The 15,386-nt window shown below is 41.8% G+C and carries 14 protein-coding genes and 1 other annotated feature; of the genes, 3 read left to right on the top strand and 11 right to left on the bottom strand.

The genetic code is table 11. The features are described from left to right. Positions 1–57: 57 nt before the first annotated feature. Positions 58–372 carry a hypothetical protein gene (locus I2483_RS16285; RefSeq protein ID WP_207278151.1) on the top strand — a complete coding sequence of 105 codons (315 nt, stop codon included), beginning with the start codon at positions 58–60 and terminating at the stop codon, positions 370–372. A gap of 274 nt (positions 373–646) precedes the next feature. Here I2483_RS16285 and I2483_RS16280 read toward each other — a convergent pair whose 3' ends face one another. The 5 genes from I2483_RS16280 to pepV are packed head-to-tail and all read right to left on the bottom strand — an operon-like array spanning position 647 to position 5,473. After that, positions 647–1,492 carry a YtnP family quorum-quenching lactonase gene (locus I2483_RS16280; protein WP_207278150.1) on the bottom strand — a complete coding sequence of 282 codons (846 nt, stop codon included), beginning with the start codon at positions 1,490–1,492 and terminating at the stop codon, positions 647–649. A gap of 33 nt (positions 1,493–1,525) precedes the next feature. After that, entirely contained in the window at positions 1,526–2,173 is a 648-nt protein-coding gene (gene trmB / locus I2483_RS16275) for a tRNA (guanosine(46)-N7)-methyltransferase TrmB (RefSeq protein ID WP_186669955.1), read from the bottom strand. 29 nt (positions 2,174–2,202) lie between these two features. Then, entirely contained in the window at positions 2,203–3,177 is a 975-nt protein-coding gene (locus I2483_RS16270) for a nuclease-related domain-containing protein (RefSeq protein WP_186669953.1), read from the bottom strand. 32 nt (positions 3,178–3,209) lie between these two features. Further along, a complete protein-coding gene (gene dat, locus I2483_RS16265) occupies positions 3,210–4,064 on the bottom strand; it encodes a D-amino-acid transaminase (RefSeq protein WP_207278149.1) in 855 nt (284 codons plus the stop codon). Positions 4,065–4,066: 2 nt separating this feature from the next. Further along, entirely contained in the window at positions 4,067–5,473 is a 1,407-nt protein-coding gene (gene pepV, locus I2483_RS16260; protein WP_207278148.1) for a dipeptidase PepV, read from the bottom strand. Between the two features lie 269 nt (positions 5,474–5,742). On the opposite strand from pepV, the gene I2483_RS16255 reads away from it, so the two are divergent. Next, the gene (locus I2483_RS16255; RefSeq protein ID WP_186669936.1) at positions 5,743–5,964 is read left to right on the top strand and encodes a DeoR family transcriptional regulator; all 222 of its coding nucleotides are present in this window, start codon (positions 5,743–5,745) and stop codon (positions 5,962–5,964) included. Positions 5,965–6,095: 131 nt separating this feature from the next. On the opposite strand, the gene I2483_RS16250 is transcribed toward I2483_RS16255, so the two are convergent. The 3 genes from I2483_RS16250 to I2483_RS16240 all read right to left on the bottom strand — a co-directional run bounded on the left by I2483_RS16250 (position 6,096) and on the right by I2483_RS16240 (position 9,079). After that, entirely contained in the window at positions 6,096–6,815 is a 720-nt protein-coding gene (locus I2483_RS16250) for a pseudouridine synthase (RefSeq protein ID WP_186669934.1), read from the bottom strand. 10 nt (positions 6,816–6,825) lie between these two features. Further along, positions 6,826–8,436 carry a putative polysaccharide biosynthesis protein gene (locus I2483_RS16245; protein ID WP_207278147.1) on the bottom strand — a complete coding sequence of 537 codons (1,611 nt, stop codon included), beginning with the start codon at positions 8,434–8,436 and terminating at the stop codon, positions 6,826–6,828. Positions 8,437–8,767: 331 nt separating this feature from the next. Further along, positions 8,768–9,079, bottom strand: coding sequence for a hypothetical protein (locus I2483_RS16240; protein ID WP_207278146.1), 312 nt, complete (start codon positions 9,077–9,079; stop codon positions 8,768–8,770). Positions 9,080–9,656: 577 nt separating this feature from the next. Between I2483_RS16240 and I2483_RS16235 the strand changes: the two genes are divergently transcribed. Further along, positions 9,657–10,940: a BaiN/RdsA family NAD(P)/FAD-dependent oxidoreductase gene (locus I2483_RS16235; RefSeq protein WP_207278145.1), complete on the top strand. Its 1,284-nt coding sequence runs from the start codon at positions 9,657–9,659 to the stop codon at positions 10,938–10,940. A 96-nt stretch (positions 10,941–11,036) separates the two neighbouring features. On the opposite strand, the gene leuS is transcribed toward I2483_RS16235, so the two are convergent. The 3 genes from leuS to I2483_RS16220 all read right to left on the bottom strand — a co-directional run bounded on the left by leuS (position 11,037) and on the right by I2483_RS16220 (position 15,312). Then, positions 11,037–13,454: a leucine--tRNA ligase gene (gene leuS / locus I2483_RS16230; protein ID WP_207278144.1), complete on the bottom strand. Its 2,418-nt coding sequence runs from the start codon at positions 13,452–13,454 to the stop codon at positions 11,037–11,039. 233 nt (positions 13,455–13,687) lie between these two features. Next, positions 13,688–13,905, bottom strand: a binding site (T-box leader). A gap of 42 nt (positions 13,906–13,947) precedes the next feature. After that, the gene (locus I2483_RS16225; protein ID WP_207278143.1) at positions 13,948–14,607 is read right to left on the bottom strand and encodes a 3-oxoacid CoA-transferase subunit B; all 660 of its coding nucleotides are present in this window, start codon (positions 14,605–14,607) and stop codon (positions 13,948–13,950) included. A gap of 18 nt (positions 14,608–14,625) precedes the next feature. Beyond that, positions 14,626–15,312: a CoA transferase subunit A gene (locus tag I2483_RS16220; RefSeq protein ID WP_207278142.1), complete on the bottom strand. Its 687-nt coding sequence runs from the start codon at positions 15,310–15,312 to the stop codon at positions 14,626–14,628. Positions 15,313–15,386: the final 74 nt, after the last annotated feature.

Here is a 15,386-nt window from a genome sequence, read left to right as displayed (position 1 = left end):
AAAGCTAACTAATATTGTGGTACACTGTTTGAAATACCGATATAGGGGGTAAAAAGAATGAAATTAACAGATTTCCTAGCAGGTGTATTAACGGGTGTTGCGGCTGGTATTGTAGTCAGTGAAACTATCGATCGAGTAAATCAGAACGTTTCGGCAGACTCTGTTCTAAACACAATTAAAGATGCTTTTAAAAATGAAGGTCCGATAGATGGTTCATGGATCGTCATGAAAACTGAACCATTCAAGAACAACGTCATTACTATGGACGTTTACCGCGGTGGTATATCACGTATTAAAGAAGGCGAACTGGAACAATTTGAATTTGCAGCAGATGCAAAAACGGGTACAGTCGTTGAACTGATAAAAGCATAACTAAGAAAAGCGCAAGGCGCCTTCTGGACGCGACAGGCATAAGTCGACCAAGCGTCGTGGCGCTCTTTGCCACATAGCTGGATTGCTTTCAAGGAACGTAGCCTAAGTAAGCCGCGTCCTGCGGCAATGGCTACGTGACCCACATCCTGTGGGCCTCCAAGCGGCTGGCGCCTGAAGTATAGACACATTTCTAAGTCGAAAAAAAGTTTACTTTCTTTTCTTTTAAAAAACCGTCACAATTCCGGATTCCACTGGAATTGTGACGGTTTTTTTATTAAATAGTAACCTTAACGGATTCAATGATTTCTTTGCCACTTGTATCCCATTTAACAAGTCGATAATAAGCATCATGGTAAAATGTGAATCTATATCCACCTGCAAGTGCCTCTTTCATCAACTTTTCTTTAGCAAAAATTGACGTCATCGGGTAATCATCAAAAGCCAGAACCCACAACGGGTTACTATGTGCTTGTGTAGGCATAATATCAGCCATATGAAGAATCGTTTCGTCGTTCTGAGTCAATTTGATAACGCTATGACCATCACTATGACCGCCTGTATGGATCATTTCAATTCCCGGCATGATCGTAATGCTTCCCTCGAAAGTCTTCACCTGTAGCTGAACAGGCTCCCAGTTTTCTTTTAAGTATGTATTCCTGGATCGGATATTCGGATTACGCATTTCATCCCATTCGGTTTTCGAAACGTAAATTTCAGCATTCGGGAAAACAGAAACAAGATTCCCTTCACGCCATTCTGTCAAACCCGCTGCATGGTCATTATGCATGTGTGTCATAAGAATAATATCAATGTTTTCCGGTGACAAACTGAGCTCAGCAAGGTTCCCCTCAACCTTTGTCTCTTCAACAATGCCCAGATTTTTCATCATTTTCTCACTGAGTTTTCCTTTTCCATGCCCCGTGTCAATCAATATGTTTTTACCTTCATACTGAATAAAAATCGGATCGTTTCTCATCTTGATGCGATTTTGTTCATCAGCTTCGTATCGCCTTGACCAAAGTGCTTTTGGAACAACTCCAAACATCGTCCCGCCGTCTAGATAATTCCCACTACCATCTAGCCACCTCAACGTCATATCATGAAATGTATATGTATCCACAGAAACATCCTCCCATTCCCTTGTCTAATACGATTATGAATTAGTAAATTGAGATTCAAGCCTGTATATCGGGTGTCCTTTTGCAGAAAATTTCTCTTCATATTCCGTCATAATATTATCTTCTGGCATTTCTGCATGCAAATCAAGCGATACATAGCCTAGCTTCATGCCGTACTCCGACATTGAGACAAGTGAGTATTCGAACAACAGACGATTATCTGTTTTGAAGTGAATTTCCCCACCTTCAGCAAGTACTTCTTCGTACAGCTTTAAAAACGTTTCATGCGTTAGTCTTCTTTTAGCATTTCTCGTTTTCGGCCACGGATCGGAAAAGTTTAAATATACCCTATTTATTTCCCCTTTGTGGAAGATTTTCGTAAGGTCCATTCCATTTGCACGAAACAGTTTTAAATTTGACGGCTTTTCTGCTTCAACCGCCTTTTCTAGCGCAGATACGATAACATTGTCAAAATGCTCTATGCCAATATAATTCACATTAGGGTTGGCAATCGCCATGCCGATGACAAATTGCCCCATACCTGACCCAACTTCAATGTGTATTGGGTTTTCATTACCAAAAAGGGTATGCCAACCATTCATCATTTTTTCTGGTTCTGCTAATAGGATATCCGGGTGTTCTGCCATGTAGTCTCTTGCCCATGGTTTATTACGAAGTCGCATTGTATACACTCTTTTCTATTTATAGGTAATTAATCTTCTTCTGATTGTTGTTCCTCATCTTCACCAAATAATCTACTTATTGATGTAGTTTGCCCCAAGTCAAGTATTGCCTGGCCCGCCTTGAATTGCGTAGATTTCATTGGAACAGGCAATTTCTGAAGTACAGAAAACCAGTCATCATAGGACCGTCTATCGATAATTTCAACATCAAACGCAGAACCTGGATGGTCGATATACCCGTTACGTGAAATCAAATATTTCCGTATAGGAAAATCGATTTCTTGTGCTTTAAATATACTTGAAATAATCTTTTCAGTTCTGTTCAGGGCGATGAGCGGACTAAGAAATTTCGTTTCTTTTTTCCCAAGCTTCTTTAACCAGAATCTGTCCCCGCTCCCGCTAAACGCTGCAACGTCCTCTTTCTCAAGTACCGTAATACACATGCATTCAACAGGTGTCACAATGATAATGTCTAGTTCAACAGGCGCTTTCTTCAGAAGCAAGATTGGATAATAAAACAATAAATAATTATCCGGAAGATTCTGAGCGAAACTTCTTAAAAGTGAATCTCGGAAAAAACGCGAATCCACTCTTGACTTGTCCATTAACGTCGAACTTGCCCACTTGATTTGAAAATGAAAAAGTTGTTCCAAATACAGTCTCCTTAAATGCTCAAGACTTGATGGATTATGAATCAGATTTGGGCTAAATCCAAAATTTTCTTCATCACTTTTTTCATCTACGCGATTGTCGTGATCTTGCTCTGCCTCAACATCCTTACGTTGACCGAAGACCCGGAGTAGAGGTGAAAACCATTTGCTCTCTTGCGGTTCTTCTACCTCTTTAATCTCCTGTTGCCATTCTGATAAATCCGCTCCACTTTCCCACTGGGTCTTCATACGTTCCCATTGATACCTTTTTAATCGGATATACTGCGAAGGGTAACGCGTAAGATCTTGTTCGTAACGGGAGACATAGTCAAGCAGTTTAACAAGTTGCGCCATGTCCATTCACTCCGATCACATACTGTTCGCTATTATTCACCCGCAATGAAAGACGGGATTTGCAAGTTGAATGCTTTTTGTAAGTTCTTTGTCAATGGTCCTACTAGTCCCGAGCCTACAGGACGCCCGTCGATTGAAATGACTGGTGTCACTTCAGATGTTGTTGACGTTAAGATAAATTCATCCATTTCAAAAGCTTCATCTAGTGTAAATGATTTCTCGACGACAGGAATTCCTTGTTCTTCACATAGTCCTAGAACAACCTGCCGTGTAATGCCATTCAAAATAAGATTTGTTACAGGATGAGTATAGACTATTCCATCCTTTACCCCAAACACATTCGACGCAGAACCTTCCGTGACAACACCGTCACGGTGAAGCAATGCCTCTATACAACCCGCCTCATGCGCCTCTTGCTTAGCGAGAACATTGCCAAGTAAGTTAAGACTTTTAATATCGCAACGCAACCAACGGACATCTTCCACTGACTTGACCCCGACTCCGTTTTCTATGCCCGCCATCGGTCTTGGGTTGTTAATTGCATATCCTGTCACGACTGGGGGTACTGCCGGATTAGGGAATTGGTGAAGTCTTGGTGCGGATCCACGTGTCACTTGGATATAAATGTGTCCAACCAAAATGTTATTTTTCGCCACTAATTCACGAGCAATTTCCATCAACTGCACTTCAGCATAGGGAATTGTCATCTTTATCTTCGTAGCACTTTGAAATAAACGTTCTATATGTTCTTCCGCAGTGTATAATTCCCCACCATATACTTTAATTACTTCATACACACCATCGCCAAAATAATAACCGCGATCCTCAATCGAAATAGCTAATCCATCACGTTCTGTAAACTGTCCATCCATAAAATATACTGTCATCCTTATTCCCCTTCCGTTCTTTCAGATACGAGTCGGCTAATTGCATCTGCATAGATCCCAGTTGCCTTCACTAAATCATCTATATATACATATTCATCTGCCTGATGAGCTACATCTTCCCTACCAGGAAATAGCATTCCAAAAGCAACCCCTTTTTCAAGGACACGCGCGTATGTGCCTCCCCCGATTGCCAGTAACTCAGCATGTTCACCGGTATGATCAGTATACACTTCTTGCAACGTCCGAATAAGGGGGTCATTTGCATCCACATAATGCGGTGCAGAGTTCGATCCGATATCGACTGAAAAAGGTGTTTCCTTTAACCGTTTCATACATGTCGTCATTTTCTCTTCAAACAGATAGCTAACTGAATAACGCAGACTAACGTTAATTTCCCCACCGCTTTCGGGATTGTATGTCACGATACCCGCATTCAGCGTCGTATCACCTGACATTTCATCATTGAATGCCAAACCTAAGAAAAGCCCTCTAGATTCATTAGCAAATGCATCAAACATGAATTGTGTAAAGTCTTTTGATGGACCTTCTTTTAAAATCCGATTCAAGAAAGAAGCTAGAAGTACAGCGGCATTGACACCATTATCTGGTTCCATCGCGTGAGCTGATTTCCCATTCAAACTAATGACGGTTTTACGACCATCCGTGGAAACTCCCCCTGTGACGCCATGAATATTTAAAAACGTAATGAACTGTTCATTGTTGAATTCAACTTCCTCTGCCAAGTGAGCCTCTGCATAATCCGGCACCATATTTGTTCGATTTCCTGACTTAAATAACAGAAGCTGTCCATCCGCAGTTATCACCTTTTGCCTAAATAGGATAGAAGCAATTCCTTTTTCAGCGTTAATAATTGGGAAGTCTGCATCTGGTGCAAATCCAATAGCCGGCATTTCCTCTTTTTTAAAATAGCGATTCACACAACGAAAACCACTCTCTTCGTCTGTTCCAATAATGAGCCGCACTCGTTTGTTCATTGTGATACCTGAGTCCCGGACCATTTTCATAGCATGCCATGCCGCTATAGTCGGTCCTTTATCGTCAATAGCACCGCGACCAAACAGCTTGCCGTCCTCGATAGCACCGCCAAACGGCTCATGTATCCAATTACTACCCGCTGGTACGACATCAACGTGGCAAAGGATTCCGATGAGTTCATCCCCTTCACCCATCTCAATATGTCCCGCCATATTGTCTATATTTTTCACAATCATTCCCGCTTTGCGACCTTCTTCTAAAATCCAGTCGAGCGCGCGCTTTGGTTCTGGTCCAAATGGTAAATCTTCAGTAGCTGCGCTTTCATCAAGCACAGAAGGAATGGCAATTAAACTTTGTAAATCAGTTAGTAGAGATTCTCGCCTTTTCAAAGCTTCATTTTCCCAATTAAACATTCAAGGCACCTTCTTTCACAATAAGTCTATTTTCACACGTTAGCCCAAGAAAATAAAGAGGAATCCTCTTTTACAGACTCTTTACAAAAAACTCATGCAATCTTCAGGGAAATACGCTATACTAGTATTGTCAGAAGGTTTAATCTGACTTTTCAACTTTTTCGAAAGGATGTGCGTCGTCAGGGATAATTTCAACGTGCTTTAGGCAACATTCATAAGTCTCATGACCAAAATTTTTGGAAAATGAAGATGAAGGGGTGATTCCACACTTGAAACCTGCAACTGATCGTATGCTTACACGCATCAAGGATATCTACTTTTATATCCTTGATAATGGTACTGTAACTACCGAAAACCTGGTCGAAGAATTTGGCATCACTCACCGTACGGTACAAAGGGACTTAAACGTCCTGGAATACAACGAGCTTATTATAAGCCCGGTACGCGGTAAATGGACGACGACAGCAAAAAAAGTGAAATTATCTTCATGACCCGCACATAACCTAGAAAAGCGTGAGGCGCTAGTTCCAGTACCTGCATTCCGTATGCACTGGGGCTGGCGCCTGCGGTTTGGACGAAAATAAAGAGCTGAACCGTATTCTTTCAAACGGCTCAGCCCTTTTTATTTTTCAGTAATCTGCACAAGTTGCTGTAATTCCTCTTCCGTCAATTCCCGGTATGACCCAAGCGCTAGGCTTTCATCCAAAGATAAGGGCCCCATTGATAAACGTTTTAAATAAATAACTTGCTTACCAACTGCTTCAAACATTCGTTTCACTTGATGGTATTTCCCTTCCGTAATCGTCAATTCGATTTCGGAAATGTCGGCTGATTTCAAAATGCGCAACTGACCAGGCTTTGTCTCATATCCATCATCCAGAATAACGCCCTCTGAAAACCGCTCGGTATCCTCTTCTGTAACAATACCTTCAATATGGGCATAATACGTTTTCGGCACACCTTTTTTAGGTGACAATAAGTTATGCGCAAGCTTTCCATCATTCGTTAGCAACAGAAAACCTTCTGTATCTTTATCCAACCTGCCAACAGGAAACAGTTCAAAAATGTTATATTCTGAGTCTAATAAATCAATAACTGTCTGGTCCCTTTTATCTTCAGTTGCAGATAATACCTCCTGCGGCTTGTTCATCATCAGGTACATAAATTCTTTATAGATGACTTTTTCACCAAGTATGGTTACTTCATCCTTCACTGTATCGACATGAAAAGCCGCATCTTTCACCGGCTCTGCATTAACCCGGACAGCACCTTTTTTCATCAATTTCTTAACTTCTTTCCGAGTACCGTATCCCATGTTGGACAACAATTTATCTAAACGCATTATGTTCCTCCTAAAAGCCTAATTTCTTCGTAAATCTAGTCAATCGCTCACCAAATAATTTCTGTGCGAGACCCGTTTTAAGTGATAGATAACCGTAAATCGCAGCGCCTACAGTAGCACAAATCAAAATGTACAAGATAGACTGCATTTTTCCGTCAACAGGACTGATTACTGTCAGTCCTTTCAATGTAAATGTAACGACTAAAAACATGATGGCATTTAAGATACCAATGAGAATCAGTCTTCTGAATACCATCCGAGACCTGTAGTGAAGGACTTTTATAATGATGGCTAAATTTATGCCGACTGCAACTGTATAGCCAATTGAAGTCGCTAAAATAGCACCATTCGTTTCAAACATTTTGATAAGCGGTATATTTAGTACGAGTTTGAAGAATAGACCAAGTAATGACGTGAATATAATCCATTTATGCCGGTCAATACCTTGTAAAATGGCGGCTGTCACCGTATATAAACCAAACAAAATGGCAACTGGGGCATAACTTGCTAATATTTCCGAGCCCACAGTACTTTTACTATAAAGGGTTTGATAAAGTTCATCTGATAAGATAATTATTCCGATGACCATTGGAACTGTTAAATACAACATAATTTGAAATGTTTGATCGAGTGAACGCGTAATTCCTATTTGATCTTTTTTCACATAATAACTTGTAATGACAGGAATCAATGCCATCGAAAACCCTGTCGCAACCATGACTGGAATCATAACAAATTTATGGGTCAGTAGATTCAACATACCTAAATAAGTTTCAGTTACTTCGGCAAATCCAATTGAGGACATGGCTTTATTAAATGTAATCATATCGACGAACTGATACAGCGGATTGATTACTCCGACAAGAACAAACGGCAAAATATAAGCAAATACTTCCGTATACATCTCTTTGAAAGAAACATCACTCGCTGGGGGGCTGTTCGCCAACAGATGGTCCAGTTCAGGTTTGTAGGACTTCCAGTATTTAAAGAGGACTACAAGACCTGCCAGTGCTCCGATAAATGCCGCGAATACCGCAAAATTGACAGCTGTTTTTGGCGATCCGTCTAAGACATTGACGACAATGAATGCCCCCACAAGAACAACGATGATCCTGACAATCTGTTCGACAAGTTGCGAGACAGAAGTAGGTTCAAATTTCTGATATCCTTGCAGAAAACCACGAACAATACTCATAAGTGGTACAGCCAATAGTGCATAACTGACCCAACGAATCACGCCTGCAACATCATCCACCGAAAAAGTTTGATCATCACTACTGTGAACAAGCTTAGCGATTGGTTCGGCCAGTAAATATAGGGTTATAAATGAAACTAAGCCCGTAATCGCCATAACAAGCATTCCTGATTTCAGCAATTTTCGACCAGTTGCATAATCCCCCAATTCATTGTATTTCGAAACATATTTAGATATTGCAAGTGGTGCTCCTGAAATTGCGATTGCTAGCGCAATATTATAAGGCACATACGCATATTGATATAATGGAATATTTTCTTCCCCAACTATTGCATAGAGTGGAATAAGATATAATAGCCCAAGTGCTTTAGATAAAAACAACCCCACCGTAAGTATGGCGGTACCTTTTACAAGATTCGACGACATGTTTGATCCTTCCATTCTCCCTAAATCTACTTTACAGTTTACCCTATAGATGAGACTTTTCACAATTAATATCCGTCAATCGGGTATATTAGAGGCAAACTAAAAGTGTGATTTCCATTCTATATGGTGTCATCATCTGACAATGAATTGAGTAAAACGTATAGACGAGTGAAACTAAGTGGGCAGTCGCCAAAGAAACAATAGGTAAAATAGTATAACGAAGATTGCATTCAAGAAAAATCAGACTACCTATCTCCACTAGATTATGGAGAAAAGGCAGCCTGATTTTGGTTCTGTATGTGTCTCATTCCGCTTGGTAAGTTCAGGATGATTAATCTCTAACTAATTTAATGTTTTCGTTAGCAATCAGTACACCTTGCTTAAATTCTTCATAGTCAGGCTCTGTTTCGTTTAGGAAGCATGTGGTAGCGATCTTTTTCGCTATCAATCGCCTACCTTTTCTCACAACATCCATTCCCCCTGCATGGCTAATCAATTTATGGTAGATTCGCTGGCACTCTTTTTGTTGGAAAGCATCGTGTCTTATTTGTTCGTTCTCCGCGCTCGTTGGATACGATTTCTCTTGATATCCCTCTTGCTGGCTTACATGCTGTTCAACTTCGCTATTTACTTCTTTAGTCATTCCGTACCCTCTTCCCATTCTTAGTCAAAGTAGATATACTCTGCTTTCTCATCATTTCACTTCTATATAGCTTGAATGGATGATTTCATTGAATACCGCTTAGGGGATGCCTCTCGCCATAAGCCAGGTAGCTCCTCCGCCACCGGTCATACGGCTTCGGCTACCCCTGTAAGGCGCCTACGCTAGTTCATATACAGTATTCAATACTTCAACATATATATATATTCGGCACTTACTTATTTAGAATTAACTAGGTGGTATCCCTCACCAGTTTAACGAACAAATCTAGCGAAGGAGCGACAAAGTGTGAGCCTTACGCAATAAGACCGACAGTGATCTTCTGACGGGCTTATTGCGTAAGGCCATCACCAAGCGACAAAGCGATGTTGGAAGAACATTCTATTTATTAAGAGCCGACTATATAGTATTATTCTTGAAAGTTTTATTGTAAAATCAATTTTATTGTACCACATGCCGTTGCTCTATTTCCTTCCATTTTGACCGCCCCTACTGTTTTTCAATAATGCTGTGGTAAACTGATAGTTAATAATCCATTTCCGAAAGGCTTGATAACATAATGACTACTAATAATATTGATGTAGACGTCATCATCATAGGCGGGGGGCCATCAGGATTGATGGCTTCAATTGCTGCTGCTGAAAATGGAAGGAAAGTTCTCCTTCTTGAAAAAGGTAAAAAACTTGGCACTAAACTGGCAATCTCAGGGGGCGGGCGCTGTAACGTTACAAATCGCCTTTCACAAGAAGAAATCGTTAAAAACATTCCTGGGAACGGTCGATTTTTATATGGTCCCTTCTCAGTTTTCAATAATGAAGACATCATTCGTTTTTTTGAAGGTCTTGGCGTTGCATTGAAAGAAGAAGATCATGGCAGAATGTTTCCTGTTTCGAACAAAGCAAAAGATGTTGTCAATGCATTGCTGACAGAAATGGATCGCTTACATGTTGAAGTGCGATTAGAAACGCGCGTTAAAAAACTGTTGATGAATGAAGAGCAAATTCTAGGTGTCAAACTGGATTCAGGCGAGGAAATTCGTGCTCATGCTGTCGTTGTTGCAGTCGGTGGAAAAGCGGTTCCTCAAACCGGTTCAACTGGTGACGGTTATCCATGGGCGGAAAAAGCCGGTCATACCGTGACAGAACTTTATCCAACGGAAGTGCCTTTATTGTCAAATGAGCCTTTCATCCTTTCAAAAGATTTACAAGGTCTTGCGCTTCGTGATGTAGCAGTATCCGTCCTTAATGCCAAAGGTAAGAATCTTATCACGCATCAAATGGACATGTTGTTCACCCATTTCGGCTTAAGCGGACCTGCCATTTTACGTTGCAGTCAATTCGTCGTGAAAGAACGTATGAAAAACGGCGACAAGCCCGTTGAAATGAGAATCGATTCTTTGCCAGATCTAAATGAAGAAAAAGTATTCCAACTGCTTAATACCACTTTAAAAGAAGATTCAACGAAAGCCGTGAAGAATGTGCTAAAAGGAATTGTACCTGAACGTTGGATGCTGTTTTTATTCGACCGGGCAGCAATTGATCCAGCTGAAACTGGAGCCCAGATGCTAGTAGAAAAGATTAGGGCACTGGCTAAGTTATTGAAAGCTTTCTCGATGAATGTCAATGGCACACAGCCGCTTGAAAAAGCATTCGTCACAGGCGGTGGAGTCTCCGTAAAAGAAATTGTTCCGAAAACACTAGGTTCACGCAAGAAAGAAGGTCTATACTTCTGTGGTGAAATTTTAGATATTCATGGCTATACTGGCGGGTATAATATTACTTCTGCTCTTGTAACTGGAAGGATTGCTGGGTTGAATGCCGGGGAGCACGCGACTAATTTATAATCGTTGAATTCGGAAATTCTGTGCGACAGATTGTTTGAAATGGACAACAAAAAATCCGTGTAAGGGGGACAACCCTCTTACACGGATTTTCTTTTTTTATCCTACTGCAACAATATTAATCAGTCTTCCCGGAATCGCGATGACTTTTTTCACATCTTTGCCTTTAAGGAGTCCTTTCACACTTTCATCTTCTAGTGCAAGCCTCTCAAGTTCATCCTTCGTAACATCTTTCGATACGACGATTTTCACACGCACTTTACCGTTGATTTGAACAGCCATTTCAATTGTGTCATCGACAAGCTTTGATGCGTCAAATGTCGGCCATTTTTCATACGTAATTGTATCAGCATGCCCCAACTTCTCCCATAACTCTTCAGCAAGATGCGGGATAATCGGTGAGATCATTTTGACAAAGCCTTCGACATACTCTTTCGGAATCGAATCGACTTTATAACCTTCGTTGATGAAGACCATCATCTGAGAAATTGCTGTATTATTACGCATCCCTTCGAAGTCTTCCGTCACCTTTTTCACTGTTTGATGGTAAACTTTCTCAAGTGACCCACCCGTTTTACCAACAATTTTCGTGCTAAGTGATCCATCTTCATTGACGAATAGGCGCCAAATACGATCTAGGAAACGGCGAGCACCGTCAAGGCCATTCGTCGTCCATGCTTTTGAACCTTCCAGAGGTCCCATGAACATTTCATAAAGACGAAGTGAATCGGCTCCGTGCGAATGAACGATGTCGTCTGGATTCACTACATTGCCTTTTGATTTCGACATCTTCTCATTACCTTCACCAAGAATCATCCCTTGGTTGAACAATTTTTGGAATGGCTCTTTCGTGTGAACAACTCCGATATCATAAAGCACTTTATGCCAGAATCGTGCGTAAAGCAGATGTAGAACCGCATGCTCTGCGCCGCCTACGTAGATATCTACTGGTAACCAGCGTTTTGCAAGTTCCGGATCGATAAGCATTTCATCGTTATCAGGATCGATATAACGCAAGTAATACCAGCAGCTACCCGCCCATTGTGGCATCGTGTTCGTTTCGCGACGACCTTTCATCCCCGTTTCTGGATGAGTCACATTTATCCATTCCTCGATATTTGCAAGTGGCGACTCACCCGTTCCGCTTGGTTTGATATTATCCGTTACCGGTAATACAAGCGGTAAATCTGCTTCCTCAACAGGCGTCATTGTGCCATCTTCCCAATGGATAATTGGAATCGGCTCGCCCCAGTAGCGTTGTCTTGAGAACAACCAGTCACGAAGACGGAATGTAACTTTCTTATCGCCTTTGCCTTTTTCAACAAACCATGCGATTGCTTTTTCGATTGCTTCCTCTTTACCTAAGCCATCAAGGAAACCTGAATTAACATGTTTTCCATCTCCTACATACGCTTCTTCGGATACGTTGCCACCTGCTACAACTTCAATAATTGGTAGGTCAAATTCTTTTGCAAACTCATAGTCACGCTCATCATGTGCTGGAACCGCCATGATTGCGCCTGTTCCGTAAGTAGCAAGAACATAGTCCGCAATCCAAATCGGCATCTTTTCGCCGCTTGCAGGATTAATTGCGTAAGCTCCCGTAAAGACACCCGTCTTTTCTTTCGCAAGATCCGTGCGTTCAAGATCACTCTTCATTTTGACTTCGTTTAGGTATTTTTCAACTGCATCCTTTTGTTCGGCAGTCGTCACTTTTTCGACGAGTTTTAATTCAGGTGCAAGGACTGCATACGTCGCTCCAAAAATCGTATCCGGACGTGTTGTGAATGCTTCAAACGACAGATCTGTTCCGTCGATTTCAAACGTCAGCTGTGCCCCTTCAGAACGACCAATCCAGTTACGCTGCATATCTTTCAAGCTTTCCGGCCAATCAAGTTCATCAAGATCCTCAAGTAAGCGATCTGCATAATTTGTAATACGCAGTACCCATTGGCGCATCGGACGGCGCTCAACCGGATGGCCGCCGCGTTCTGACTTGCCGTCGATTACTTCTTCATTCGCAAGAACCGTACCAAGTGCTGGGCACCAGTTCACAGCAACTTCGTCAACGTAAGCTAAGCCTTTATTGTAAAGTTGGATGAAAATCCATTGCGTCCATTTGTAATAAGATGGATCTGTCGTATTAATTTCACGATCCCAGTCATACGAAAAACCAAGATCATTCATTTGACGCTTGAACGTTGCGATATTCTTCGCTGTGAATTCGACAGGATCATTTCCTGTATCAAGCGCGTATTGTTCTGCTGGAAGACCAAATGCATCCCAGCCCATCGGATGCAGGACGTTATAACCTTGCTTACGTTTAAATGAACTCAAAATATCTGTCGCGATATAGCCAAGTGGATGCCCCACGTGAAGTCCAGCACCTGACGGATAAGGGAACATATCAAGCGCAAAAAACTTCGGTTTTGACGGATCATCCATCATTTTGTATGTTTTATTGTCTTTCCAGTATTGTTGCCACTTCTTCTCAATTTGACCGTGATTATAACTCATTTACAATTCCTCCTATTTAAATCAATTGCACCTTGACGTAATTGCGTCCAGATTCCGAATCGAGCGTGTGCCTGCAGAATGCAGGTATGCAACTGTTGCCGCAGGACACGGCGAGCTTAAGTTGCCTTCCACTCCCTTCAAAATCTGTGACATCCGCCGGAGGCTTTATTTTGATTCAACCTGTGCATGAACACCGGCTGAATCAAAATAAAAAACTCCCGTCCCTTAAAAAAATAAGGGACGAGAGTCGTAAAATTCCCGCGGTGCCACCCAAATTGACGGCAGAACCGCCCAACTTGACTCCTTAACGCGGAAAACGGCACGGGTTAGTCGTACATAATTCACCAATGCAGGCTCCAAGGCGAGTTCATCTCTGTCGTACAGGCTTCCACCAACCGCCTGCTCTCTAAAATCGACAGCAAAGATTACTATTCCTCATCAATGCCAAAGCTATTGCTATTAGTTTACCCGAATCATGTCATTTTAACAACAATCATTTTACGTCTTCAATAACGTCCTTAACAATTAGCACTGCCTCCGTCGAATCGATGACTTCTTGAATAGTGAAACCTTCAAAGACTTCTTTCAATTCAAGTCCTTCAGGTGTCACGTCAATTAATGCACGTTCTGTAATGATTTTGTGAACGACCGCTTTCCCTGTTAACGGAAGTGAACATTCTTTCTTAATCTTCGCAGAGCCGTCTTTCGCAACGTGATCCATAATGACGATAATTTTTCGCGCGCCATGAACTAGGTCCATCGCTCCACCCATTCCTTTGATCATCTTGCCAGGAATCATCCAGTTAGCTAAATCACCTTTTTCAGACACTTCCATCGCGCCAAGTATGGCAACATCGACATGTCCTCCGCGAATCATCGCGAACGATTCAGCACTGTTAAAGTATGCCGAACCTGGGATAGAGGTGACCGTTTCTTTTCCAGCATTAATGAGATCCGGATCGACTTCATCAGCATTCGGATAAGGTCCAATGCCCAGCAATCCATTTTCTGATTGAAGTACGACTGTTTTATCAGGCGATATATAGTTAGCAACGAGCGTCGGCATACCAATTCCAAGATTGACGTAGTTACCGTCTTCGATTTCCTTTTCAGCCCGTCTCGCGATTCTTTCCCTTACATTCACTTCTCCCATAGCACAATTCCCCTTTCCTTAGCGAGTCGTCAGACGCTCAATTCGTTTTTCTTGTTGCGCTTGCAGAAGTCCTTGCACATAAATGCTTGGTGTATGAATCGTCATCGGATCAAGGTCACCCGTTTCAACGATTTCCTCCACCTCTGCAATTGTGAATTTCCCCGCAGCCGCCATCATCGGATTAAAGTTTTGTGCGGTCTTATTGTAAATTAAATTACCAAATTTATCGGCTTTTGCTGCACGAATAAGTGAGAAATCTGCATGAAGCGCTTCTTCCAAAACGTACTCTTTACCGTCAAATATGCGAATTTCTTTCCCTTCCGCGACGAGCGTTCCAACACCGGCCGGCGTGAAAAATGCCGGTATACCAGCTCCGCCTGCACGGATTTTCTCAGCAAGTGTTCCTTGAGGCGTCAATTCAACTTCGATTTCGCCAGACAAAACTTGGCGTTCGAATTCTTTATTCTCCCCTACATATGAGCCTATCATTTTCTTAATCTGTTTATTTTTCAACAGAAGTCCAAGTCCCCACTCATCGACTCCACAGTTATTCGAAATAACAGTTAAGTCTTTCACGCCTTTTTCAACAAGTGCTAAAATGAGTTGTTCCGGAATCCCTACTAGCCCAAATCCCCCAACCATTAGCGTTGCACCATCATTAATCTGTGCAACCGCCTCTTTTGCCGATGAATAAATCGGTTTCATTTTACATCCCCCTTTGAATCATTCGGAAGTCACGTAATAATCCTTCACCTCAATTAAATCAAACTCTACCGAAT

Source organism: Sporosarcina sp. E16_3, from assembly GCF_017347125.1.
Taxonomy (GTDB): domain Bacteria; phylum Bacillota; class Bacilli; order Bacillales_A; family Planococcaceae; genus Sporosarcina.
Note: the sequence above shows the minus strand (reverse complement) of the source record. Positions and strands in the feature narration are given on the sequence as shown.

Coding starts and splice junctions, on each gene's coding strand:
- I2483_RS16285 (WP_207278151.1), top strand. CDS start 58: ATGAAATTAACAGATTTCCTAGCAGGTGTATTAACGGGTGTTGCGGCT.
- trmB (WP_186669955.1), bottom strand. CDS start 2,173: ATGCGACTTCGTAATAAACCATGGGCAAGAGACTACATGGCAGAACAC.
- I2483_RS16270 (WP_186669953.1), bottom strand. CDS start 3,177: ATGGCGCAACTTGTTAAACTGCTTGACTATGTCTCCCGTTACGAACAA.
- dat (WP_207278149.1), bottom strand. CDS start 4,064: ATGACAGTATATTTTATGGATGGACAGTTTACAGAACGTGATGGATTA.
- pepV (WP_207278148.1), bottom strand. CDS start 5,473: ATGTTTAATTGGGAAAATGAAGCTTTGAAAAGGCGAGAATCTCTACTA.
- I2483_RS16250 (WP_186669934.1), bottom strand. CDS start 6,815: ATGCGTTTAGATAAATTGTTGTCCAACATGGGATACGGTACTCGGAAA.
- I2483_RS16245 (WP_207278147.1), bottom strand. CDS start 8,436: ATGTCGTCGAATCTTGTAAAAGGTACCGCCATACTTACGGTGGGGTTG.
- I2483_RS16240 (WP_207278146.1), bottom strand. CDS start 9,079: ATGACTAAAGAAGTAAATAGCGAAGTTGAACAGCATGTAAGCCAGCAA.
- I2483_RS16235 (WP_207278145.1), top strand. CDS start 9,657: ATGACTACTAATAATATTGATGTAGACGTCATCATCATAGGCGGGGGG.
- leuS (WP_207278144.1), bottom strand. CDS start 13,454: ATGAGTTATAATCACGGTCAAATTGAGAAGAAGTGGCAACAATACTGG.
- I2483_RS16225 (WP_207278143.1), bottom strand. CDS start 14,607: ATGGGAGAAGTGAATGTAAGGGAAAGAATCGCGAGACGGGCTGAAAAG.
- I2483_RS16220 (WP_207278142.1), bottom strand. CDS start 15,312: ATGAAACCGATTTATTCATCGGCAAAAGAGGCGGTTGCACAGATTAAT.